Origin of the sequence: Bacillus cereus (assembly GCF_002567495.1) — a bacterium.
In the GTDB taxonomy this organism is placed as follows: domain Bacteria; phylum Bacillota; class Bacilli; order Bacillales; family Bacillaceae_G; genus Bacillus_A; species Bacillus_A cereus_AQ.
Genome location: NZ_NVAP01000048.1, coordinates 151,975 through 178,219 on the forward strand (window position 1 = coordinate 151,975; position 26,245 = coordinate 178,219).

Here is a 26,245-nt window from a genome sequence, read left to right on the forward strand (position 1 = left end):
GAATAAAGCGATTTCAGTTTTCTGACACTTTATTGTAGACAGCGTGCCAATCATCTTATACAATGGCAATGTAATGTTTTTTAAACATTAAAAAACTTTTCGAGTAAAACAGGAAAACAGGGGAGGATGGGACCATGAATATCCATGAGTACCAAGGTAAGGCAGTCCTTAGAAGCTATGGGGTTAGCGTTCCGAACGGGAAGGTTGCATTTACAGTAGAAGAAGCTGTAGAAGCAGCGAAAGAATTAGGAACAGATGTATGTGTAGTGAAAGCGCAAATTCACGCTGGTGGACGCGGCAAAGCTGGCGGAGTGAAAGTTGCAAAAAATTTAGATGAAGTTCGTACATATGCAGAGAGCATTTTAGGAACTACACTTGTGACACATCAAACAGGTCCTGAAGGTAAGGAAGTAAAACGCTTACTTATCGAAGAAGGTTGCGATATTAAAAAAGAATATTATGTAGGTCTAGTTTTAGATCGTGCAACTTCTCAAGTTGTTTTAATGGCGTCTGAAGAAGGCGGAACAGAAATTGAAGAAGTAGCAGAAAAAACACCTGAAAAAATCTTTAAAGAATATATTGATCCAGCGGTAGGCTTACAAGGTTTCCAAGCACGCCGAATCGCATTTAACATCAATATTCCAAAAGAGCTTGTAGGACAAGCTGTGAAGTTTATGATGGGCCTATACCGTGCGTTTATCGAAAAAGATTGCTCTATCGCTGAGATTAACCCACTTGTTACAACAGGTGAAGGTAAAGTTATGGCATTAGATGCAAAATTAAACTTTGATTCTAATGCGTTATATCGCCATAAAGATATTTTAGAGCTTCGTGATCTTGATGAAGAAGATGCAAAAGAAATTGAAGCTTCAAAATACGACTTAAACTACATTCCTTTAGATGGAAATATCGGTTGTATGGTTAATGGTGCAGGTTTAGCGATGGCTACAATGGATATCATTAAACATTACCACGGTGACCCAGCTAACTTCTTAGATGTTGGTGGCGGTGCAACTGCTGAAAAAGTTACAGAAGCATTCAAAATTATCCTTTCTGACAAAAATGTAAAAGGTATCTTCGTTAACATTTTTGGTGGCATTATGAAGTGTGATGTTATTGCAGAAGGTGTTATTGAAGCAACGAAACAAGTAGGTCTTGAGTTACCTTTAGTTGTACGTCTTGAAGGTACAAACGTAGAACTAGGTAAGAAAATTTTAAATGAGTCTGGCTTAAATATTGTTGCAGCAGAATCTATGGCAGACGGTGCACAAAAAATTGTTTCACTAGTGGGCTAATAGAAAGCGGGGGAGAAAAATGAGCGTATTAGTTAATAAAGATACAAAAGTTATTGTTCAAGGTATTACAGGTTCTCAAGGTTTATTCCATACAAAACAAATGATTGAATACGGTACGAAAATTGTCGGTGGTGTAACGCCAGGTAAAGGTGGCACTGATATTGAAGGTGTACCAGTATTTGATACTGTAGAAGATGCAGTGAAAGCAACAGGCGCAAACGCTTCAGTTGTATACGTTCCACCCGCTTTTGCGGCTGATGCAATTATGGAAGCAGTTGATGCAGAAATTGATTTAGTAGTATGTATCACTGAAGGAATTCCTGTATTAGATATGGTAAACGTAAAGAGATATATGGCTGGTAAACATACACGTTTACTTGGACCAAACTGCCCAGGTGTTATCACGCCTGATGAATGTAAAATCGGTATTATGCCAGGATACATTCATAAAAAAGGTCATGTAGGTATCGTATCTCGATCTGGTACATTAACGTATGAAGCTGTACATCAGTTAACACAAGAAGGTATTGGCCAATCTACTGCTGTAGGTATCGGCGGGGACCCTGTTAACGGTACAGACTTTATTGATGCGTTAAAAGCATTTAATGAAGATGAAGAAACACATGCTGTAATTATGATTGGTGAAATCGGTGGTACAGCAGAAGAAGAGGCAGCTGAATGGGTAAATGCTAATATGACAAAACCTGTTGTAGGCTTCATTGGTGGTCAAACAGCGCCTGCTGGCAAACGTATGGGTCATGCTGGTGCAATCATTTCTGGCGGTAAAGGAACTGCTGCTGAAAAGATTAAAACAATGGAAGCTTGTGGCATTAAAGTAGCTGAAACTCCAGCAGTTATGGGAGAAACGCTAATCTCTGTTTTAAAAGAAAAAGGTCTATTTGAGACTTGCAAAAACTATTAATCTGTTGAAAGACACCTTCTTGCTTGAGGGTGTCTTTTTACACTTTTTTCTGTTTACATAATAAAAATTATGGGTAAGGAGAATTGAGATGAAAAGAGAGCGATTATTACATCTTCATTACTTGCTAGCAGATTATTGGAAAGCGATGGAGAGGCTACTATACGTCGATCCAGAATTAAAGAACATATATACTTTTAACGAAAAACAAATGGAACACTACACTGGAATATCCTCGAAAAAATCTTCAGAACTAGTGAAATTTCTTCAAAGTTCAAATCTTCCGCAATATATATCTTATTTAGAGGAAAATCGTATCTTTTATATAACAATATGGGATGAAAATTATCCGCAATTATTACGTGAAATACAAGACCCTCCCTTCGTTTTATATGGAAAAGGAGAGAAAGACTTTCTGAATAAAGTAAATAAATTGGCAGTTGTTGGAACGAGAGAACCATCATTATATGGTCATGAGAGTTTGAAATTTATTTTACACCCTTTATTAGAAAGAGAATGGCTTATTGTCAGTGGGTTTGCAAAAGGGATAGATACAATGTCTCATGAGGTTACAGTAAGGCAGCGTTGCCCGACTATTGCGATATTAGGACACGGATTATCTTTTATGTATCCGAAAGAAAATAGGCATTTATATGAAATGTGGAAGGAATATATATTGTTATTGACAGAGTATCCGCCGCACTATGCACCGAAAAAGTGGTATTTTCCAAAAAGGAACCGGATTATTAGTGGCATAAGTAAAGGTGTTTTAGTTGTAGAAGCGAAATCGAGAAGTGGAACACTTATTACTGCAGACCTTGCGTTAGAGCAAAATAGAGAGGTGTTTGCGCTCCCTGGACCTATATTTATAGAGGGGGCATCGGGAACGAATCACCTTATTCAACAAGGAGCAAAACTAGTAAGAAATGCAGAAGATATCTTTGAAGAGATTTTAAATTAACCTTATATTTTTATGTTTTTATTAAACAATTATTGACAAATGGTAGATTGGCGCTGTATGGTATATTCATTCTTGATTGACAAAAACAAGAGAAATCAATAAGATTAATGAAGACTTGAATCCACCTCTTAAGGAGGCACTAGCATGTCAGATTACCTCGTAATCGTGGAGTCGCCTTCTAAGGCGAAGACCATTGAGAAATATTTAGGGAAAAAATACAAAGTTGTCGCGTCTATGGGACATGTTCGCGATTTGCCAAAAAGTCAAATGGGGATAGAAGTAAAGAACAACTTCACCCCGAAGTATATTACCATTCGTGGTAAAGGTCCCGTCTTAAAAGATTTAAAATCAGCGGCGAAAAAAGCAAAGAAAGTCTATCTCGCGGCCGATCCAGACCGCGAAGGGGAAGCAATTGCTTGGCATTTAGCGAATACGTTAAATGTGGACGTTGAATCAGATTGTCGGGTTGTGTTTAATGAGATTACGAAAGATGCAATCAAAGAATCATTTAAACATCCTCGTGCAATTAATATGGATTTAGTAGATGCACAACAAGCAAGACGTATACTTGATCGTCTTGTTGGTTACAATATTAGTCCTTTATTATGGAAGAAAGTAAAAAAAGGATTAAGTGCAGGGCGTGTACAATCTGTAGCAGTTCGTTTAATCATCGAACGTGAAAAGGAAATTCAAAGCTTTGAACCTGAAGAATTCTGGACAATTAAAACAGAATTTGTAAAAGGAAAAGACACATTTGAAGCAAGCTTTTACGGTGTAGATGGTGAAAAAGTTCAATTAACGAATGAAACGCAAGTGAATGAAATAATTGAACAGATGAAAGACAATGCGTTTTCAGTTGAAAATGTAACGCGCAAAGAGCGAAAACGTAATCCTGCATTACCGTTTACAACATCTTCCTTGCAACAAGAAGCAGCACGTAAGTTAAATATGCGGGCAAAGAAAACGATGATGCTTGCACAGCAATTGTATGAAGGGATAGATCTTGGAAAACAAGGAACTGTAGGTCTTATTACGTATATGAGAACCGATTCAACACGTATCTCAGAAACAGCTCAAACAGAGGCTCGTACTTACATCACTGAAGCGTATGGTACGGAATACATAGGAACAGAAAAGAAGAAAGAAACGAAAAAGTCAAATGCACAAGATGCGCATGAGGCAATTCGTCCTACTTCGGTAATGAGAAAGCCAGAGGAACTAAAAAGTTTCTTAAGTCGTGATCAACTTCGATTATATAAATTGATTTGGGAGCGATTTGTTGCAAGTCAAATGGCGTCTGCTATAATGGATACTGTGACAGCGAGACTCATTAATAATAATGTTCAGTTCCGTGCAAGTGGATCGGTTGTCAAGTTCCCAGGATTTATGAAAGTGTATGTAGAGTCAAAAGATGATGGTGCGGAAGAAAAGGATAAGATGTTGCCACCGTTAGAAGTGGGAGAAACGGTATTTTCAAAAGATATAGAGCCGAAACAACACTATACTCAACCACCGCCACGTTATACAGAGGCTCGTTTAGTAAGAACACTTGAAGAACTTGGAATTGGAAGACCGTCGACTTATGTACCTACACTTGAAACAATTCAAAAGCGTGGGTATGTAAGCTTAGATAATAAACGCTTTGTTCCGACTGAACTTGGTGAAATTGTAATTGAACTTATTTTAGAATTTTTCCCGGAAATTATTAACATTGAATTTACTGCCAATATGGAGCAAAGCCTTGATGAAGTGGAAGAAGGAAATGCCAATTGGGTAAAAATTGTTGATGATTTCTACGTAGGATTTGAACCGCGCTTAGAAAAAGCGGAAAAAGAAATGCGTGAAGTGGAAATTAAAGATGAGCCAGCTGGAGAAGACTGTGAATTATGCGGACATCCAATGGTCTTTAAAATGGGTAAATATGGGAAGTTTATGGCTTGTTCGAATTTCCCTGATTGTCGTAATACAAAACCGATTGTGAAAGAAATCGGTGTAACTTGTCCGAAATGTGAAGAAGGACAAATTATTGAGCGTCGTAGTAACAAAAAGAAACGTCTTTTCTATGGATGTGGTACGTATCCAGAATGTGACTTTGTATCTTGGGATAAGCCGATTGGTCGTAAATGTCCGAAGTGTGAAGGCATGCTTGTAGAGAAGAAGTTGAAAAAAGGCGTGCAAGTACAATGTATTTCGTGCGATTATGAAGAAGAACAACAAATGTGAGCGTAACTGCTCACATTTTTTTCGGGAAGAAAAGGAAAGGTGATATATATGACAACACAAGTAGTAAACGTCATTGGCGCAGGTCTTGCAGGGAGTGAAGCAGCTTACCAAATTGCAAAACGTGGTGTCCAAGTAAAATTATATGAAATGAGACCAGTAAGGCAAACGCCAGCTCATCATACAGATAAATTTGCTGAATTAGTGTGCAGTAACTCATTACGTGCAAACACATTAACAAATGCTGTTGGAGTTATTAAAGAAGAAATGCGTTTGATGGATTCTGTCATTATTCGTGCAGCTGATGAGTGCTCTGTACCAGCTGGAGGAGCTTTAGCAGTTGACCGTCATGAGTTCGCAGCTAAAGTGACTGAATACGTAAAGAATCATCCGAATGTAACTGTAGTGAATGAAGAGCTTACTGAAATTCCAGAAGGACCAACAATTATTGCAACAGGTCCACTTACATCTCCTGATCTTGCTGCGCAATTAAAAGAACTAACAGGTGAAGATTATTTCTATTTCTACGATGCAGCAGCGCCAATCGTTGAAAAAGACAGCATTGATATGAACAAAGTATATTTAAAGTCTCGTTATGATAAAGGGGAAGCGGCATATTTAAACTGTCCGATGACAGAAGAAGAATTTGATCGTTTTTATGAGGCTTTAATTGCTGCTGAGACAGTGCCTTTAAAAGAATTTGAAAAAGAAATTTTCTTTGAGGGTTGTATGCCAGTAGAAGTTATGGCAAGTAGAGGGAGACAGACGCTAGTATTTGGACCTATGAAACCTGTTGGATTGGAAGATCCAAAAACAGGGAAAACGCCATATGCTGTTGTTCAGTTACGTCAAGATGATGCGGCGGGAACTTTATACAATATCGTAGGTTTCCAAACACATTTAAAGTGGGGACCGCAAAAAGAAGTGTTACAGTTAATTCCGGGACTGGAAAATGCAGAGATTGTACGTTATGGTGTAATGCATCGTAATACGTTTATTAATTCACCTAATTTGCTTCGTCCAACATATCAATATAAACAACGTGATGATTTATTCTTCGCTGGTCAAATGACTGGAGTAGAGGGATATGTTGAATCAGCAGCATCAGGGTTATTAGCAGGAATTAATGCTGCACGTCTTGTGCAAGGTGAAGAGCCAGTTGTATTACCGCCAGTAACTGCGATGGGTAGCATGGCAAATTACATTACGGCAACGAATGCTAAAAACTTCCAACCGATGAATGCGAACTTTGGTCTATTTGCACCGTTAGAGAAGAAGCTCAAAAAGAAAGCGGAGCGAAATGAAGCGTACGCAACACGCGCTTTAGAGACGATTCAAAATTTTGTAAATATTTAGTTAAATTTCTTGCAAAGGCTACTAAGTTGTGATACGATTTAGTAGCCTTTATTGAGGTGAATTGTGTGAATGTGAAGAAATTGTTACAATTATTCGTTGGATATTTACAAATTGAAAGAAATTATTCAAAATATACAATTGCAAGTTATCAAAATGATTTAGAACATTTTGTGCAATTTATGGAGCGAGAAGGCATATCCTCTTTTTTAGATGTTACATACGCGGATGTTCGTTTGTACTTAACGACGTTGCACGATGAAAAGTTAGCCCGTAAATCTGTCGCAAGAAAAGTATCAAGCTTACGAAGTTTATATCGTTTTTTGATGCGTGAAGGTTATCGGAAGGATAATCCGTTTGCACTTGCGTCACTCCCCAAAAAAGAATTGTCAATCCCAAAGTTTTTATATGCTGAAGAGTTAGAGGAATTATTCGAAGTTTCTGACACGGGAACGCCACTTGGTCAAAGAAATCAAGCTTTATTAGAGTTGATGTATGCGACTGGAATCCGTGTGAGTGAATGTGTCAATTTACAACTTACCGATATTGACTTTGCGGTGGGAACAATTTTAGTAATGGGAAAAGGAAAAAAACAAAGGTATATTCCGTTCGGAAGCTATGCGCAAGATTCTTTAATTACCTATATAGAAAATGGGAGAAAACAGTTAATTAATAAGACTGAAGAAGACTCTCATATGGTATTTTTAAATGCGAAAGGTACGCCGCTAACAAGTCGTGGAGTTCGTTATGTTTTAAACGAACTCATTAAAAAGGCTTCACTGACAATGCGGATAAGTCCCCATATGTTAAGGCATACATTTGCTACACATATGTTAGATGAAGGGGCGGATTTACGTACTGTACAGGAGCTATTAGGCCATGAGAATTTGTCGACGACACAAATTTATACGCATGTCTCAAAAGAAAGATTGCGTTCTGTTTACATGAAGCATCACCCGCGGGCATAAATTGCTTTAAAAGCTATAAAAACAAATAAAGGAGTTTTTTCTATGGGGAATTTCCACGCTACAACGATATTTGCAGTTCATCATAATGGAGAATGTGCAATGGCTGGAGATGGCCAGGTGACAATGGGAAATGCTGTTGTAATGAAACATACAGCTCGTAAAGTTCGCAGGCTTTTCCAAGGTAAAGTTTTAGCTGGTTTTGCAGGTTCAGTTGCTGATGCATTTACTCTTTTTGAAATGTTTGAAGGGAAATTAGAAGAGTATAATGGCAACTTGCAGCGTGCTGCTGTTGAAATGGCAAAACAATGGCGTGGCGATAAAATGTTACGTCAGCTAGAAGCGATGCTCATTGTCATGGATAAAACAACTATGCTTCTTGTTTCAGGTACAGGAGAAGTGATTGAACCGGATGATGGTATTTTAGCAATTGGATCTGGTGGGAATTATGCACTTTCTGCAGGTCGTGCTTTAAAGCAATATGCAAGTGAACACTTAACAGCGAAACAAATTGCGAAAGCGAGTTTAGAGATTGCTGGCGATATTTGTGTTTATACGAACCACAACATAATTGTTGAAGAATTGTAGAATCGTAAGGGAGGCATTTTATATGCATTTACATTTTACTCCGCGCCAAATTGTGGAAAAATTAGATCAATACATCATCGGTCAAAAAGATGCAAAGAAAGCGGTTGCTGTAGCGTTGAGAAATCGATACCGTCGCAGTAAATTAGCTGAAAATTTACGTGATGAAATAGCACCTAAAAACATTTTGATGATTGGACCGACAGGTGTTGGGAAAACAGAGGTAGCACGACGAATGGCGAAACTCGTTGGAGCACCTTTTATTAAGGTTGAGGCTACAAAATTCACAGAAGTTGGATATGTGGGTAGAGATGTAGAGTCGATGGTACGTGACCTTGTGGAAACATCGGTTCGTATCGTAAAAGAAGAAATGGTAGTGAAAGTTCAAGATAAAGCAGAAGAGCAAGCGAATCAACGTCTTGTTGAAATTTTAGTACCGAGTCCGGAGAAGCAATCTGGATTTAAAAACCCATTAGAGATGCTCTTTGGGGGCGCTCAAAATTCGAGTCAGACGTCTGATACACAAGAAGATGGTGAAATCGAAAAGAAACGTCAAGACGTGGAGAGAAAGCTTGCTGCAGGGCTTCTTGAAGACGAAATTGTATCGATTGAAGTGACTGAGCAACAGTCTTCTATGTTTGATATGTTACAAGGAACTGGCATGGAGCAAATGGGAATGAATTTCCAAGATGCATTAGGAAGTTTTATGCCGAAAAAAACGAAAAAACGTAAACTTTCTGTAAAAGAAGCAAGAAAACTCTTGACAAATGAAGAGGCACAGCGCTTAATTGATATGGATGAAGTTACACAAGAGGCTGTTTATCGTGCTGAACAGCTCGGGATTATTTTTATCGATGAAATTGACAAAATTGCTGGTAAGCAGTCGAATAGCGTAGATGTATCACGTGAAGGTGTGCAACGTGACATTTTGCCAATTGTAGAAGGGTCGAATGTTGCGACAAAATACGGATCAGTAAAAACGGATTATATTTTATTCGTTGCAGCTGGAGCGTTCCATATGTCTAAACCGTCGGATTTAATTCCGGAATTGCAAGGGAGATTTCCGATTCGAGTAGAATTAACAAAATTATCAACAGACGATTTTGTTAAAATATTAATCGAGCCTGACAATGCGTTAATTAAACAATATATGGCATTATTAGCGACTGAAGGTATAGAAATTGAATTTTCAGACGAAGCTATTCGTAAGATTGCTGAGATTGCTTATCAAGTTAATCAGGATACAGATAATATTGGAGCAAGAAGACTTCATACGATTATGGAGAAGCTCCTTGAAGATTTATCGTTTGAAGCATCTGAAATTACGTTAGAGAAAATAACGATAACACCTCAATACGTTGAGGAGAAATTAGCAACAATTGCTAAAAATAAAGATGTGAGCCAGTTTATTTTGTAATAGTGTCATCAGGTGACTCGCCCTAGTTTCCAAGTGATGAAAAAATATGTAAGTAACATGTAGGAGGAACTTTTGAAATGGAATTATTAGCAAAAACGAGAAAATTAAATGCGTTATTACAGAGCGCAGCAGGGAAGCCTGTAAACTTTAGAGAAATGTCTGACACAATGTGTGAAGTAATTGAAGCAAACGTGTTCGTTGTAAGTCGTCGTGGTAAATTACTAGGTTATGCAATTCACCAACAAATCGAAAATGAGCGTATGAAACAAATGCTTGCAGAGCGTCAGTTCCCAGAAGAATATACACAAAGCTTATTCAACATTACGGAAACATCTTCAAACTTAGATGTGAACAGTGCTTACACAGCATTCCCGGTAGAAAACAGAGAATTATTTGGTCAAGGTTTAACTACAATCGTACCAATCGTTGGTGGCGGTGAGCGTCTAGGTACATTAGTATTAGCTCGTCTTGGTCAAGAGTTCTTAGATGATGATTTAATCCTTGCTGAGTACAGCTCAACTGTTGTAGGCATGGAAATCTTACGTGAAAAAGCAGAAGAAATCGAAGAGGAAGCACGTAGTAAAGCTGTTGTTCAAATGGCGATCAGCTCATTATCTTACAGTGAGTTAGAAGCAATTGAGCACATCTTCGAAGAATTAAATGGAACAGAAGGTTTACTTGTTGCAAGTAAAATTGCTGATCGCGTAGGAATTACTCGCTCTGTAATCGTAAATGCACTACGTAAATTAGAAAGTGCTGGTGTTATTGAGTCTCGCTCTTTAGGTATGAAAGGAACATACATTAAAGTGCTAAACGACAAGTTTCTACAGGAACTTGCTAAATTAAAAACAAACTAATTTATAAAAAACTCTCCTCGGTTGAGGAGAGTTTTTTTGTGCAATGGATCGATAGTGCCTGTAAAGAGTGCCATAAGCGTGTTTTCTGGGAAAACTATCAATTGGATTTTGATTTTTTGCTTAGAAGAAATGAAGGTTGGTAATACTAGAATTCGAGTATGAACAAAGAAAGTTTTACATTGTTCGCATTTTCGACTTGATTGTAATATTTCAGTATGATATAGTAAGCAGTGGTGTCAGTACAAAGTACACACGTTTACTGATTTAAGTGTTGGTGCTACGTTTGTAGTTTCGCTTAGAGATGAAGTAAACGGAGGATATCAAAAACCATTTAGGAGGAACTAAATTATGTCAGTAATTTCTATGAAACAATTGCTTGAAGCTGGTGTTCATTTCGGACATCAAACTCGTCGTTGGAACCCAAAAATGAAGCGTTACATCTTCACAGAGCGTAACGGTATCTACATCATCGACTTACAAAAAACTGTGAAAAAAGTTGAGGAAGCTTACAGAACGATGCGTGACATCGCTGCTGAAGGCGGAGACATCTTATTCGTAGGTACTAAAAAACAAGCACAAGAAGCTATTAAAGAAGAAGCAACTCGTGCTGGTATGTACTTCGTTAACCAACGTTGGTTAGGTGGAACTTTAACAAACTTCCAAACAATCCAAAAGCGTATCAAGCGTCTTAAAGACATCGAAAGAATGCAAGAAGATGGTACTTTCGAAGTACTTCCTAAGAAAGAAGTTGTTCAACTTAAAAAAGAGTTAGAGCGTCTTGAGAAATTCTTAGGCGGTATTAAAGATATGAAAGGTCTTCCAAGTGCATTATTCGTAGTAGACCCTCGTAAAGAGCGTATTGCAGTTGCTGAAGCACGCAAATTACACATTCCAATCATCGGTATCGTTGATACAAACTGTGATCCAGACGAAATCGATCACGTTATCCCAGCAAACGATGATGCAATTCGTGCTGTAAAACTTCTTACATCTAAAATGGCAGACGCGATCCTTGAAGCAAAACAAGGTGAAGAAACTGTTACTGCGTAACAAATTTGGAAAGGTGATAAGGGGTTCGGCCTTTTATCACCTTTTTTAAGGTATAAACACCTTTTTAAAAGGTATAAATACATATTTTAGGAGGATGAAAAGTATGGCAATCACTGCACAAATGGTAAAAGAATTACGTGAAAAAACTGGCGCAGGTATGATGGACTGCAAAAAAGCTTTAACAGAAACTAACGGCGACATGGAGAAGGCAATTGACTTCTTACGTGAAAAAGGTATTGCGAAAGCTGCTAAAAAAGCAGACCGCATCGCTGCTGAAGGTTTAACTTTCATCGAAACAAACGGTAACGACGCTTTAATCTTAGAATTAAACTCTGAAACTGATTTCGTTGCGAAAAACGAAGGTTTCCAAGCATTAATTAAAGAGCTAGCTGCTCACTTATTAGCTAACAAACCTGCTAACGTTGAAGAAGCTATGGCTCAAACAATTGAAGGCGGCAAAACAGTAGAAGAGCACATCAATGAAGCAATCGCTAAAATTGGTGAAAAACTTACACTTCGTCGTTTCGAAATCGTATCAAAAACTGATGCAGATGCATTCGGCGCTTACCTACACATGGGTGGACGTATTGGTGTATTAACAGTTCTTGAAGGTTCTACTGATGAAGCAGCTGCTAAAGATGTAGCAATGCACATTGCAGCAGTTAACCCTAAATACATCGACCGCGATGCTGTAACAGCTGAAGAAGTTGAGCATGAGCGTCAAGTATTAACACAACAAGCATTAAACGAAGGCAAGCCTGAAAAAATCGTTGCAAAAATGGTTGAAGGCCGTTTAGGCAAATTCTTCGAAGAGATTTGCTTACTTGACCAAGCATTCGTTAAAAACCCTGATATGAAAGTTCGTCAGTTCGTTGAGTCTAAAGGCGGAACATTAAAAGGATTCGTTCGCTACGCTGTTGGTGAAGGTATCGAAAAACGCGAAGACAACTTTGCTGAAGAAGTAATGAACCAAGTAAAAGGTAGTAACTAATACAGATTAGGGAACACATTGTGTTCCCTTTTTTAAAATAAAGATGTAAGCAATTGGAGGTTCATTATGAGTAAACCGAAATATAATCGTGTCGTTTTAAAGCTAAGTGGAGAAGCTTTAGCTGGAGAGCAAGGATTTGGAATTGATCCAACTGTTATTAAGTCAGTTGCAGAACAAGTAAAAGAAATTGCAGAACTTGATGTAGAGGTTGCTGTTGTTGTTGGTGGCGGTAACATTTGGCGTGGGAAAATTGGAAGTGAAATGGGCATGGATCGTGCAGGAGCAGATTACATGGGCATGTTAGCTACAGTTATGAATTCATTAGCTCTTCAAGATAGCTTGGAGAATATTGGAATCCAAACTCGTGTACAAACTTCAATTGAGATGCGTCAAGTGGCAGAGCCTTACATTCGCCGTAAAGCAGTTCGTCACTTAGAGAAAAAACGTGTTGTTATCTTTGCTGCAGGTACTGGTAACCCATACTTCTCTACAGATACAACAGCAGCATTACGTGCAGCTGAAATCGAAGCGGACGTTATTTTAATGGCGAAAAATAATGTGGATGGCGTATATAGTGCAGATCCATCTATTGACCCAACAGCTACGAAATACGAAACGCTTACTTACTTAGATGTATTAAAAGAAGGTTTAGGTGTAATGGATTCTACAGCTTCTTCTCTATGTATGGATAATGACATTCCATTAATTGTATTCTCAGTTATGGAAAAAGGTAATATTAAACGTGCCGTTTTAGGCGAAAATATTGGAACAGTTGTAAGGGGGAAATAAATATGGGACAACAAGTATTGAAGTCTTCAAATGAAAAAATGGAAAAAGCAGTTGCTGCTTATTCTCGTGAATTAGCAACAGTTCGCGCTGGTCGTGCAAGCTCGTCTGTATTAGATAAGGTACAAGTTGATTACTATGGTGCACCAACACCAGTTGTGCAATTAGCGAACATTACAGTTCCAGAAGCACGTTTGCTTGTAATTCAACCTTATGATAAAACTTCTATCGGTGATATCGAAAAAGCAATTTTAAAAGCTGATTTAGGCTTAAACCCTTCTAATGATGGAACTGTAATTCGTATTGCATTCCCTGCATTAACAGAAGAGCGTCGTCGTGATCTTGTTAAAGTTGTGAAAAAATATGCTGAAGAAGCAAAAGTAGCTGTTCGTAACGTACGTCGTGACGGAAATGATGATCTTAAGAAGCTTGAAAAAGCTGGCGAGATTACAGAAGATGATTTAAGAGGATATACTGAAGATATCCAAAAAGAAACAGATAAATATATTGCAAAAGTTGACGAAATCGCAAAAAACAAAGAAAAAGAAATCATGGAAGTGTAATAGCGATAACTTCGCAAATATGACCCTCTTCTTAAGGGGGTCTTTTTACACTTTTAGGCATACGTCTGCTTGCTGGAGGGTATGAATGATGTTTAAAAACTTTCCTTTTTTTAAAGGTAAAAAGGACACATCGTTTGATCATCTCGTTGAAGAAGTGAAAAAAGGATATATCCCAGAACATATTGCCATCATTATGGATGGGAATGGAAGATGGGCAAAGAGGAGAGCAATGCCTCGTATTGCGGGACATCATGAAGGTATGCAAGTTGTAAAGAAAATTACAAAATTTGCAAGTAAACTTAATGTGAAAGTGTTAACTCTCTATGCTTTTTCAACTGAGAACTGGAAAAGACCGAAAAAGGAAGTTGATTATTTAATGAAGCTTCCAGAAGAATTTCTAGGTACATTTTTACCAGAATTGATTGAAGAAAACGTACAAGTCCGAGTAATAGGGCAAAAAGATCGTCTTCCTACGCATACACGCAGAGCGATGGAGAAGGCCATGGAAAATACGAAAGAGAATACGGGATTAATTCTTAATTTCGCGTTAAACTATGGAAGTCGAGATGAAATCGTTTCTGCTGTGCAACATATGATGAAAGATAATGAAGAAGGAAAAATTCGTTCTGAAGAGGTAAGTGAAGAAATGCTTTCTTCCTACTTAATGACGAGTTCTTTACCTGATCCAGAGTTGTTAATCCGTACAAGCGGAGAGCTACGTATTAGTAATTTCATGTTATGGCAAATTGCGTATTCAGAATTTTGGTTTACAGATGTGTATTGGCCAGACTTCAAAGAAGAACATTTGCTAAATGCAATTACTGACTTTCAACATAGAGGGCGCAGATTCGGAGGCGTGTAGAAAGAGAGGGTTTGGTAGTGAAACAGAGAATTATTACTGGAGTGGTTGCTGCCGCGCTATTCATTCCCATCGTAATATACGGTGGCGTGCCTTTTACGGTTTTAGTGTATGCACTTGCTTCTATAGGTTTATATGAATTAATTCGTATGAATAAGCTTACGCTTATTTCAGTACCGACAGTTTTAGCTGCAGTATTATTGTGGATTCTTTTAATTCCAAGTAGTGCATCAGAACTGTTTACATGGATTGGATTAGGTAAATTGGAAATCACATTTGTGATTGTTTTATTACTTTTATCATATACAGTCCTTTCTAAGAATACATTTACTTTTGATAATGCTTCATTTTTACTGATGGCAACGACATATGTGGCAATGGGATTCTTATATTTAAATGAAACGAGAATATTAGGAATTAAATATGTGTTTTGCGCATTATTTGTTATATGGGCTACTGATTCAGGCGCATATTTCGTAGGAAAAGCATTGGGCAAGAGAAAATTGTGGCCAGAAATTAGTCCAAATAAAACGATTGAAGGTTCATTAGGCGGCATCGTTTGCGGAATTATCGTGGCACTTGTTTACAACATGTTCTTCCCAGTTGAATCGAATGTAGTAATTTTAATTGTGCTGACAATTATCATTTCTATTTTTGGACAAATTGGTGATTTAGTACAATCTGCTTTTAAACGTCATTATGGCGTAAAGGATTCAGGTACAATTTTACCTGGACATGGTGGTATATTAGATCGAACAGATAGTTGGTTATTCGTTTTACCAATTCTCTACTTCTTATTACAATACAATTAATAAATGAACGAGGGGTTGGAGTCATGAAAAACATTAGTTTATTAGGTGCAAGCGGATCAATTGGTACACAAACTTTAGATGTATTACGCTCGCACCCAGACCAATTCCGTCTCGTTGCTTTTTCTGTAGGGAAAAATATTGACTACGCAGTAAAGGTAATTCAAGAATTTTCTCCGCAAATCGTCTCTGTGCAAAGAGAGGAAGATGTTTTAAAATTACAAGCTGTTTCTGGTAATACAAAAATTGTATATGGTAGTGAAGGACTTTTAGAAGTAGCATTACATCCAGATTCGGAGATTGTAGTAAATGCTGTTGTAGGTAGCGTAGGGTTGTTACCAACACTTCGTGCAATTGAGGCGAAAAAAACAATTGGAATTGCAAATAAAGAAACGTTAGTAACTGCAGGACATCTTGTAATGGAAGCAGCACGAAAACATAATGTTTCGTTACTTCCAGTAGATAGTGAACATTCAGCTATTTTTCAATGCTTGAATGGTGAAAATGAGAAAAGAATTTCTCGTCTTATTATAACGGCTTCTGGTGGAAGTTTCCGTGATAAAACGAGGGATGAATTGCATCATGTGACCGTAGAAGATGCGCTTCGACATCCAAACTGGTCAATGGGTTCGAAAATTACAATTGATTCTGCTACAATGATGAATAAGGGACTGGAAGTAATTGAAGCACATTGGCTTTTTGGTATCCCTTACGAGCAAATCGATGTTGTTTTACATAAAGAAAGTATTATCCATTCTATGGTTGAATTTGAAGATCGTAGTGTAATGGCGCAGCTTGGTTCACCTGATATGCGAGTACCAATTCAATACGCACTTACATATCCTGATAGATTGCCTCTTTCAGACACAAAACAGTTAAACTTATGGGAAATAGGGACGTTGCATTTTGAGAAAATGGACCAAGAGCGATTCCGTTGCCTACGTTTTGCGTATGAAGCTGGAAAAGCAGGTGGAAGTATGCCAGCTGTAATGAACGCAGCGAATGAAGTAGCTGTTGAAGCCTTTTTACAAAAGAGAATTGGTTTCTTAACAGTAGAAGACCTCATTGAAAAAGCAATGAACCATCACAATGTCATTGCACGTCCGAGCTTAGAGGAAATTCTGGAAATTGATGCAGCCACAAGACGGTTTGTGATGGAACAAATTTAGCAAAGGTGGTTATGGAATTGAATACAGCGATTGCCTTTATATTAATTTTCGGTGCACTCGTATTTTTCCATGAGCTAGGGCATCTATATTTCGCAAAAAGAGCAGGTATTTTATGCCGCGAGTTTGCGATTGGGTTTGGTCCGAAAATATTCTCATTTGAAAAGAATGAAACGGTGTATACGATTCGATTACTGCCCCTTGGTGGCTATGTAAGAATGGCTGGCGAGGATGCGGACACAGTTGAGTTAAAGCCTGGGAAAAAGGTTGGCCTTGTATTAAATGAAAAAGACGAAGTTGTGAAATTAGTTTTTGATGGATATGAAAAGTATCCAAATGTTCGTGTCATTGAAGTCGAACAAGCTGATTTGGAGCACAATCTAACAATTTCGGGCTATGAAGAGTACGAGGAAGAGCTTCAAACGTTCCGAGTGAATGAAAAGGCTCGTATTATTACTGCGGGGGAAGAAATTCAAATTGCTCCGTATAATAGACAATTTGGTTCAAAAAAACTAGGGCAACGCGCTTTAACAATCTTTGCGGGTCCTGCAATGAACTTTATTTTAGCATTTGTTATTTTTGTGATTCTTGGATTTGTACAAGGGGTTCCCGTTGACAAACCAATGGTCGGAAAAGTGATGGATAATAGTGCAGCACAGCAAGCTGGATTGAAAGAGAATGATACAATTCAAGCGATTGATGGGAAAAACACAAGTACATGGAAAGATGTTGTTGCCATTGTACGTGAAAATCCGAATAAAGAAATTACGTTACAAGTAAAGCGTGATAATGAACAGTTTAATGTGAAAGTAACGCCAACACTCGATAAAGAAGGTAAAGACGAAGTTGGTAGAATTGGTGTTTATTCCCCTGTAGAGAAAACAGTAATGGGTTCTATTAAATCAGGATTTGAACAAACATACCAATGGACGAAACTAATTTTTGAATCTCTTGTGAAATTAGTAACTGGTCAATTTTCTATTAATGAGTTATCAGGTCCAGTAGGAATTTATAATCTAACAGATCAAGTTGTGGATTATGGATTTACGCGTGTACTAAGTTTAGCGGCAGTTTTAAGTATTAACCTTGGTTTATTCAATTTATTACCAGTTCCTGCTTTAGACGGTGGCCGTTTATTCTTCTTCTTAATTGAAGCGTTACGAGGAAAACCAATTGACCGTCAAAAAGAAGGAATGGTTCACTTTATTGGTTTTGCATTATTAATGTTATTAATGTTAGTTGTAACATGGAATGACATTCGTAAGTTTTTCTTGTAAAATAGAAGGAAACTTATAATGAAATAGAGCTCGTAGAATAAAATCCCTCACCTAATTCGAGGTGAGGGGTTTTACTGCGTGTAAGAGTAAAATGAAGAGGTGCAAATAAATGAAACAAAGTATGGTATTCAGTCCTACATTACGTGAAGTTCCAGCTGATGCTGAAATTAAGAGTCATCAATTATTACTTCGCGCAGGTTTTATGCGTCAAAATGCTTCTGGTATTTATAGTTTTCTACCATTTGGGTTAAAAGTATTACACAAAGTAGAACGTATCGTTCGAGAAGAAATGGAGCGCGCAGGAGCTGTAGAATTATTAATGCCAGCTATGCAAGCTGCAGAATTATGGCAAGAATCAGGTCGTTGGTATTCTTACGGATCTGAATTAATGCGTATGAAAGATCGTAATGCTCGTGAGTTTGCTTTAGGAGCGACGCATGAAGAAGTAATTACTGATCTTGTACGTGATGAAATCAAATCATATAAAAAATTACCGTTAACATTATATCAAATTCAAACGAAGTTCCGCGATGAACAGAGACCTCGTTTCGGTTTATTACGTGGAAGAGAGTTTCTAATGAAAGATGCATACTCTTTCCATGCTACACAAGAGAGCTTAGATGAAGTGTACGATCGCTTATATAAAGCATATTCTAACATTTTTGCTCGTTGTGGTTTGAACTTCCGTGCGGTTATTGCTGATTCTGGAGCAATGGGCGGAAAAGATACACATGAATTCATGGTATTATCTGATGTCGGTGAAGATACAATTGCATACTCTGATACATCTGATTATGCAGCGAACATTGAAATGGCTCCTGTTGTAGCTACGTATACGAAGAGTGACGAAGCGGAAATGGCACTTGAAAAGGTTGCAACGCCAGATCAAAAAGCGATTGAAGAAGTATCTGCATTCTTAAACATTGAAGCTGACAAGTGCATTAAGTCTATGGTATTTAAAGTAGATGATAAATTAGTAGTTGTACTTGTTCGTGGTGATCATGAAGTAAATGATGTAAAAGTGAAAAATGTATACGGCGCTTCAGTTGTTGAGCTTGCTTCTCATGAGGAAGTAAAAGAATTATTAAATTGTGAAGTTGGTTCATTAGGACCGATTGGTGTAACAGGTGATATTGAAATTATCGCTGACCATGCTGTGGCATCAATTGTCAACGGATGTTCAGGAGCGAACGAAGAAGGATTCCATTATGTAAATGTAAATCCAGAACGTGACTTTAAAGTAAGTCAGTATACAGATTTACGCTTTATTCAAGAAGGAGACCAATCTCCAGACGGAAACGGAACAATTCTTTTCGCACGCGGAATTGAAGTTGGTCATGTATTCAAATTAGGAACTCGTTATAGTGAAGCAATGAACGCAACATTCCTAGATGAAAATGGGAAAACACAACCACTTATTATGGGTTGTTACGGTATCGGTGTATCTCGTACAGTGGCAGCAATTGCAGAGCAGTTCAATGATGAGAACGGCTTAGTTTGGCCAAAAGCTGTAGCACCGTTCCATGTGCATGTCATTCCAGTAAATATGAAATCTGATGCACAACGTGAAATGGGTGAAACTATTTATAACTCATTACAAGAACAAGGCTACGAAGTGTTACTAGATGACCGTGCAGAACGTGCAGGTGTTAAATTTGCCGATGCGGATTTATTCGGACTTCCAGTACGCGTTACGGTTGGTAAAAAAGCAGACGAAGGTATTGTAGAAGTGAAAGTGCGTGCTACAGGCGAGTCTGAAGAAGTGAAAGTAGAAGAACTTCAAACATATATTGCTAATATTTTAAAATAAGAAGAGGTACCTCGTAATGAGGTACCTTCTCTTTCTTTGTAAATGTATTTTGTAAAAGAAGAAGGGAGAAATCTTTCTTTGTAGTACGTTTCAATTTATAATAGCAAATGGAAGGAGAGTGCTTATGTCATTAACAAATGAACAACAAGAGCGATTTCAAATTTTGCTCCAGCAGTTGCAAATACCAGAAGACCTTATAAATCAATATTTGCAAGGCGGTGGTATTGAAAGGCTAGTTATTGATAAAGCGAATAAAAGTTGGCATTTTGATTTACAAGTGCCACGTATTTTGCCTACAGAATTATATGAATTGCTAGAAATGAAGCTTAAGCAATCATTTTCTCATATTGCAAGAACAACATTTGCATTAGAAACAGAGAATAAACAATTTACAGAAGAAGAAGTAAGGGCCTATTGGCCGCTTTGTACGGAACGAATTACATTTTCACCTATGTTCGCGTACTTAAAGAAGCAACTTCCGCAGGTGAATGGAGTGAAGTTGCTAATAAATGTGAATAACGAGCTGGAGTCTACTGCTTTAAAGAAAAACGTTGCGAAACCAGTAGGGGATCAATACGAAGTTTTTGGATTCCCGCGTTTCCAGTTAGACACACATATACAGCAAAATGCAGAAGAAATGCAAAAGTTTCGTGAGCAAACTCAGCAAGAAGACCGCGAGCGTGTTATACAAGCTATGGAAGAAATGGCGAAGAAGCAAGCTGAAGAAAGTAGCGTTGTGTATGAAGGACCGATTACACTCGGGTATCTTATTAAGCCAGATGAAGAGATTACACCGATGCGAGAAATTCAAGATGAAGAACGAAGAAAAACGGTGCAAGGATATGTTTTCCATGTAGAGACAAAAGAGCTTCGTAGTGGCCGTACGTTATTAACTTTAAAAATAACAGATTATACGGATTCTATTATGATTAAAATGTTCTCACGTGACAAAGAAGATATTCCAATGCTGCAATCCTTGAAAAAAGGAATGTGGGTGAAAGCGCGTGGTTCTGTTCAAAACGATACATTCGTTCGAGATTTAGTAATGATTGCAAATGATATTAATGAAATAACAGGGCCGTCTCGTAAAGATAAAGCGCCAGAAGGTGAAAAGCGTGTAGAACTTCATCTGCATACTCCGATGAGCCAAATGGATGCTGTTACTCCTGTTTCTAGGCTTGTTGCCCAAGCGGGTAAATGGGGACATGAGGCTATTGCGGTTACAGACCATGCCGTGGCTCAGTCGTTCCCAGAGGCATATTCTGCGGGAAAAAAGGCTGGAGTTAAAGTTATATACGGTGTAGAAGCGAATTTAGTTAATGATGGTGTACCGATAGCGTATAATGAAGCGCATCGTTTACTTGCAGAGGAAACGTATGTTGTTTTCGACGTTGAGACGACAGGTTTATCAGCTGTATACGATACAGTCATTGAGTTGGCTGCCGTAAAAGTAAAGGGTGGCGAAATCATTGATCGCTTTGAATCTTTCGCAAATCCACATCAACCATTATCAGCGACGATTATTGAATTAACAGGTATTACAGATGATATGTTAACTGATGCGCCAGAAGTGGACGAAGTGTTTAAAAAGTTTGAAGAATGGATGGGTGACCATACACTTGTTGCCCATAACGCAAGCTTTGATATGGGCTTTATTAATGTAGGTTTTAAAAAGGCTGGGATAGAAAAAACGAATAACCCAGTTATTGATACGTTAGAACTTGCACGATTCTTATTCCCAGAAATGAAAAATCATCGATTAAATACGATGTGTAAAAAACTTGATATTGAATTAACGCAACATCACCGTGCGATTTATGATACAGAAGCGACGGGATATTTGCTTGTGAAAATGTTGAAAGATGTAATTGAAAAGGGATTTGAATATCATGATCAATTAAATGATAGCATGGGGCAAGGGGATGCTTATAAGCGTGGCCGTCCAAGTCATATGACGTTACTTGCCACATCAGATGTTGGGTTGAAAAATTTATATAAACTTGTTTCATATTCTCATCTTAATTACTTTTACCGTGTACCACGTGTACCAAGGTCACTATTAAAAAAATACCGTGAAGGAATTTTAGTAGGAACGGCTTGTGATAAAGGTGAAGTGTTCGAGGCAATGATGCAAAAGGCACCTGAAGAAGTAGAAGAAATTGCACAGTTCTATGACTACATTGAAGTAATGCCTCCAGAGGTGTTACGTCATTTAGTAGAACGTGAACTTGTTCGAGATGAAGGACAATTAAAAACAATTATTTCTAACTTAGTAAAACTAGGTGAGACGTTAGATAAGCCAGTTGTTGCTACAGGAAACGTGCATTATTTAGATCCAGAAGATGCAATGTATCGTAAAATTTTAGTCAGTTCGCAGGGCGGAGCAAATCCGTTAAATCGACATTCATTACCGCCAGTGCATTTCCGTACAACTGATGAAATGTTAGAGTGTTTTTCATTTTTAGGTGAAGACAAAGCGAAAGAAGTTGTTGTAACGAATACACAAAAGGTTGCGTCATTAATTGGTGATGTTCGTCCGGTAAAAGATGATCTATATACACCGAAAATTGAGGGTGCCGATGATGAAACACGTGATATGAGTTATAAAATGGCACGCAGTATATATGGTGAAGAACTACCAGAAATTGTAGAGGCTCGTTTAGAAAAAGAATTGAAAAGTATTATTGGACATGGATTTGCCGTTATTTATTTAATCTCACATAAGCTTGTGAAAAAATCGTTAGTAGACGGATATCTAGTAGGTTCGCGTGGTTCAGTAGGTTCATCGTTCGTTGCAACGATGATGGAAATTACAGAAGTAAACCCATTACCACCACACTATGTATGTCCAAAGTGCAAGCAATCTGAATTCTTTAATGATGGTTCGGTAGGCTCTGGTTTCGACTTACCAGATAAAGATTGTCCGACATGTAATGTGGCATATGTGAAAGATGGACATGATATTCCATTCGAAACGTTCCTTGGATTTAAAGGAGATAAGGTACCCGATATCGATTTGAACTTCTCTGGGGAATACCAACCACGCGCCCATAACTATACGAAAGTACTGTTCGGTGAAGATTATGTATACCGTGCAGGAACGATTGGTACAGTTGCGGAAAAAACTGCTTATGGATATGTAAAAGGTTATGCAAATGATCACAATTTAACAATTCGAAATGCAGAGATTGATCGCTTGGTAGCAGGATGTACAGGGGTAAAACGTACAACTGGACAGCATCCAGGTGGTATTATCGTTGTGCCGGATTACATGGATATCTTTGATTTCTCACCAATACAGTTTCCAGCTGATTCAATTGGGGCTGAGTGGAGAACAACGCATTTTGACTTCCACTCAATTCATGATAATTTATTGAAACTTGATATACTAGGACACGATGATCCGACCGTTATTCGTATGTTACAAGATTTAAGTGGTATTGATCCGAAAACAATCCCAACGGATGATCCAGAAGTAATGAAAATTTTCTCTGGTCCAGAAACGTTAGGGGTAACGGAAGAACAAATTAACTGTAAAACAGGAACACTTGGTATCCCGGAATTCGGTACGAAATTCGTAAGACAGATGTTAGAAGAGACAAAACCAACGACATTCTCAGAATTGGTCCAAATTTCTGGGCTGTCACATGGTACTGATGTATGGCTTGGTAATGCGAACGAGTTAATTTATAACGGTACATGTACGCTGAGTGAAGTTATCGGTTGTCGTGATGACATCATGGTATATTTAATCTATCAAGGTTTAGATCCATCATTAGCCTTCAAAATCATGGAGTCGGTTCGTAAAGGTAAAGGTGTACCGGAAGAATGGGAAGATGACATGAAAGGTAATAATGTACCAGGGTGGTATATTGATTCATGTAAGAAGATTAAATACATGTTCCCTAAAGCCCATGCGGCTGCTTACGTACTTATGGCTGTGCGTATCGCATACTTTAAAGTACATTTTGCACTTTTATTCTATGCGGCATATTTTACAGTCCGTGCAGATGATTTTGATGTAGAGGCGATGGCGAAAGGTTCAGCATCCATACGTGTGAAAATTGATGAAATAGCTCAAAAAGGATTGGATGCAGCGCCGAAAGAGAAGAGTTTATTAACGGTACTAGAAATGACACTGGAAATGTGTGAGCGTGGATATTCATTCCAAAAGGTTGATTTATACCGCTCGCATGCAACTGAGTTTATTATTGATGGGGATACTTTAATTCCTCCATTTAATGCAGTGCCTGGTCTTGGTACGAACGCAGCTTTAAGTATTGTGGAAGCGCGCAAAAATGGAGACTTCTTATCAAAAGAAGACTTGCAGCAGCGAAGTAAGGTTTCGAAAACAATTATTGAGTATTTAGATAGCCAAGGTTGTTTAGGAGATTTGCCGGATCAAAACCAATTATCACTGTTCTAATAGGTAGGAAAAGTCTTTGCAAATCAATATTTGCTATGGTATACTATAAACCGAGATAACCATGTCATGTATATTTTGTGAAAAAGAGAGTGGGGAAACCCACTCTTTCGTGTTACTATCTACATTTTATTCATGTAGATAGTAAAGACATTTCTGTCGTATATACATATTTTGTTACAAGTTTTACTTCTTAAATTTGGTAATACTAAGACAGATATTCCCTGCTTAACGGCAGGGGCTTTTGTTAGCTAACGAGAAAGAATAAGATAGACCGTCTTTATGAACGGGATCTTTTCTTGTAAATGGTACATGGCGGCAGGAAGGAGGCTGTTTATGGATAAGAAAGTCACAGAAGTTGTAGAAGCATTTGCGCAGCCAATCGTTGAAGAGTTGAATCTTGAACTTGTAGATGTAGAGTATGTGAAAGAAGGACAAGACTGGTTCTTACGCGTATTCATCGATTCTGAAAAGGGAGTCGACATTGAAGAATGCGGTGCGGTAAGTGAACGTTTAAGCGAAGCTTTAGATAAAGAGGATCCAATTCCTCACCTTTACTTTTTGGATGTATCATCTCCTGGAGCAGAACGCCCATTAAAGAAAGAAAAAGACTTCCAGCAAGCGGTAGGAAAACAAGTGGCAATTAAAACATATGAGCCGATTGATGGCGAAAAGATGTTTGAAGGAAAGTTACTTTCCTACGACGGTACTACAATTACACTACTATTAACAATTAAAACACGTAAAAAAGAAATCCAAATTCCAATGGATAAAGTTGCAAATGCGCGACTTGCTGTTACGTTTTAGTAAGAAGGGGGATCTTCATGAGCACTGAGTTGTTAGATGCTTTGCTCGTATTAGAGTCAGAAAAAGGTATTAGTAAAGATATTATTATTGATGCGATTGAAGCAGCGTTAATCTCTGCTTATAAACGCAATTTTAACCAAGCACAAAACGTTCGTGTGAGCTTTAACCCAGAAGTGGGAACAATTCAAGTTTTAGCACGTAAGGACGTTGTTGATAATGTGTTTGATCCACGTCTTGAAATCTCTGTAGAAGAGGCAAGACAAATTAATCCAAACTACCAAGATGGCGACGTACTAGAAATTGAAGTAACGCCAAAAGATTTTGGTCGTATTGCAGCGCAAACTGCAAAACAAGTTGTAACACAACGAGTTCGTGAAGCAGAACGTGGTGTTATTTACTCAGAATTTAGTGATCGTGAAGAAGACATTATGGTTGGTATTGTACAACGCCAAGATGCTCGTTTCATCTACGTAAGCTTAGGCAAAGTAGAAGCTTTATTACCTGTAAGTGAGCAAATGCCAAATGAGCAATATAAGCCACATGATCGTATTCGCGTATTTATTACAAAAGTAGAAAAGACAACAAAAGGACCACAAATTTACGTATCACGTACACATCCTGGTCTTTTAAAACGTTTATTCGAAATGGAAGTTCCAGAAATTTATGATGGAACTGTAGAAATTCGCTCTGTAGCGCGCGAAGCAGGAGATCGTTCTAAAATCTCTGTGCATGCAGAAAACGTTGATGTTGATCCAGTTGGTTCTTGTGTAGGACCGAAAGGACAACGCGTACAACGTGTTGTAGATGAATTAAAAGGTGAAAAGATTGACATTGTTCGCTGGTCAAATGACCCAGTTGAATATGTTGCAAATGCTTTAAGCCCATCACAAGTTGTTAAAGTACTTGTAGATGAAGATGAAAAAGCAACAACTGTTGTTGTTCCAGACCACCAGCTATCATTAGCTATCGGTAAGCGTGGACAAAATGCGCGTCTTGCAGCTAAATTAACAGGCTGGAAAATTGATATTAAAAGTGAGTCTGATGCGAAACAACTTGGAATTGTGACAGATGAAGATAGCGTAATCGCATTCGGATTCGATTCAGTTGAAGACGAAATCGAATAGAGGTGATG

Annotated in this window: 21 protein-coding genes; all 21 read left to right on the forward strand. The window is 38.0% G+C overall.

Annotated features, from left to right (window positions below):
* The first annotated feature begins 134 nt into the window (after positions 1–134).
* The 21 genes from sucC to nusA all read left to right on the forward strand — a co-directional run bounded on the left by sucC (position 135) and on the right by nusA (position 26,237).
* Entirely contained in the window at positions 135–1,295 is a 1,161-nt protein-coding gene (gene sucC, locus COK05_RS24100; protein ID WP_001020790.1) for an ADP-forming succinate--CoA ligase subunit beta, read from the forward strand.
* A 19-nt stretch (positions 1,296–1,314) separates the two neighbouring features.
* On the forward strand, positions 1,315–2,217 hold the full coding sequence (gene sucD, locus COK05_RS24105; protein WP_098614546.1) for a succinate--CoA ligase subunit alpha: 903 nt from the start codon (positions 1,315–1,317) through the stop codon (positions 2,215–2,217).
* 88 nt (positions 2,218–2,305) lie between these two features.
* Positions 2,306–3,175 (forward strand): DNA-processing protein DprA, encoded by an 870-nt coding sequence (dprA, locus tag COK05_RS24110; RefSeq protein ID WP_098614547.1) that lies wholly within the window; start codon positions 2,306–2,308, stop codon positions 3,173–3,175.
* A gap of 144 nt (positions 3,176–3,319) precedes the next feature.
* Positions 3,320–5,398: a type I DNA topoisomerase gene (gene topA, locus COK05_RS24115; RefSeq protein WP_016080527.1), complete on the forward strand. Its 2,079-nt coding sequence runs from the start codon at positions 3,320–3,322 to the stop codon at positions 5,396–5,398.
* Between the two features lie 48 nt (positions 5,399–5,446).
* Positions 5,447–6,751: an FADH(2)-oxidizing methylenetetrahydrofolate--tRNA-(uracil(54)-C(5))-methyltransferase TrmFO gene (gene trmFO / locus COK05_RS24120; RefSeq protein WP_098614548.1), complete on the forward strand. Its 1,305-nt coding sequence runs from the start codon at positions 5,447–5,449 to the stop codon at positions 6,749–6,751.
* Between the two features lie 65 nt (positions 6,752–6,816).
* Entirely contained in the window at positions 6,817–7,716 is a 900-nt protein-coding gene (gene xerC, locus COK05_RS24125; RefSeq protein WP_098614549.1) for a tyrosine recombinase XerC, read from the forward strand.
* Between the two features lie 42 nt (positions 7,717–7,758).
* Entirely contained in the window at positions 7,759–8,301 is a 543-nt protein-coding gene (gene hslV / locus COK05_RS24130; RefSeq protein WP_000526274.1) for an ATP-dependent protease proteolytic subunit HslV, read from the forward strand.
* A gap of 22 nt (positions 8,302–8,323) precedes the next feature.
* Entirely contained in the window at positions 8,324–9,715 is a 1,392-nt protein-coding gene (hslU, locus tag COK05_RS24135) for an ATP-dependent protease ATPase subunit HslU (protein ID WP_000550084.1), read from the forward strand.
* A gap of 77 nt (positions 9,716–9,792) precedes the next feature.
* Positions 9,793–10,572 (forward strand): GTP-sensing pleiotropic transcriptional regulator CodY, encoded by a 780-nt coding sequence (gene codY / locus COK05_RS24140; RefSeq protein ID WP_000421290.1) that lies wholly within the window; start codon positions 9,793–9,795, stop codon positions 10,570–10,572.
* A 348-nt stretch (positions 10,573–10,920) separates the two neighbouring features.
* Complete coding sequence (gene rpsB / locus COK05_RS24145; protein ID WP_000111485.1) at positions 10,921–11,622, forward strand: 30S ribosomal protein S2; 702 nt, start codon at positions 10,921–10,923, stop codon at positions 11,620–11,622.
* A 103-nt stretch (positions 11,623–11,725) separates the two neighbouring features.
* On the forward strand, positions 11,726–12,613 hold the full coding sequence (gene tsf / locus COK05_RS24150; RefSeq protein ID WP_001018575.1) for a translation elongation factor Ts: 888 nt from the start codon (positions 11,726–11,728) through the stop codon (positions 12,611–12,613).
* Between the two features lie 66 nt (positions 12,614–12,679).
* Positions 12,680–13,402, forward strand: a complete 723-nt coding sequence (pyrH, locus tag COK05_RS24155) for a UMP kinase (RefSeq protein WP_098614550.1) — start codon at positions 12,680–12,682, stop codon at positions 13,400–13,402.
* A 2-nt stretch (positions 13,403–13,404) separates the two neighbouring features.
* Entirely contained in the window at positions 13,405–13,962 is a 558-nt protein-coding gene (gene frr, locus COK05_RS24160) for a ribosome recycling factor (protein WP_000531505.1), read from the forward strand.
* Between the two features lie 85 nt (positions 13,963–14,047).
* Positions 14,048–14,824, forward strand: a complete 777-nt coding sequence (gene uppS / locus COK05_RS24165) for an isoprenyl transferase (RefSeq protein WP_098614551.1) — start codon at positions 14,048–14,050, stop codon at positions 14,822–14,824.
* 17 nt (positions 14,825–14,841) lie between these two features.
* The gene (gene cdsA / locus COK05_RS24170; protein WP_098614552.1) at positions 14,842–15,633 is read left to right on the forward strand and encodes a phosphatidate cytidylyltransferase; all 792 of its coding nucleotides are present in this window, start codon (positions 14,842–14,844) and stop codon (positions 15,631–15,633) included.
* Positions 15,634–15,656: 23 nt separating this feature from the next.
* Entirely contained in the window at positions 15,657–16,799 is a 1,143-nt protein-coding gene (dxr, locus tag COK05_RS24175) for a 1-deoxy-D-xylulose-5-phosphate reductoisomerase (protein ID WP_098614553.1), read from the forward strand.
* A gap of 17 nt (positions 16,800–16,816) precedes the next feature.
* Complete coding sequence (gene rseP, locus COK05_RS24180; RefSeq protein ID WP_141539235.1) at positions 16,817–18,073, forward strand: RIP metalloprotease RseP; 1,257 nt, start codon at positions 16,817–16,819, stop codon at positions 18,071–18,073.
* Positions 18,074–18,182: 109 nt separating this feature from the next.
* Entirely contained in the window at positions 18,183–19,883 is a 1,701-nt protein-coding gene (locus COK05_RS24185) for a proline--tRNA ligase (RefSeq protein ID WP_098614555.1), read from the forward strand.
* 124 nt (positions 19,884–20,007) lie between these two features.
* Complete coding sequence (locus tag COK05_RS24195) at positions 20,008–24,309, forward strand: PolC-type DNA polymerase III (RefSeq protein WP_098614556.1); 4,302 nt, start codon at positions 20,008–20,010, stop codon at positions 24,307–24,309.
* Between the two features lie 333 nt (positions 24,310–24,642).
* Positions 24,643–25,113, forward strand: a complete 471-nt coding sequence (rimP, locus tag COK05_RS24200) for a ribosome maturation factor RimP (RefSeq protein WP_000359095.1) — start codon at positions 24,643–24,645, stop codon at positions 25,111–25,113.
* Between the two features lie 17 nt (positions 25,114–25,130).
* Positions 25,131–26,237 carry a transcription termination factor NusA gene (gene nusA, locus COK05_RS24205; protein ID WP_098614557.1) on the forward strand — a complete coding sequence of 369 codons (1,107 nt, stop codon included), beginning with the start codon at positions 25,131–25,133 and terminating at the stop codon, positions 26,235–26,237.
* The last annotated feature ends 8 nt before the right edge of the window (positions 26,238–26,245 follow it).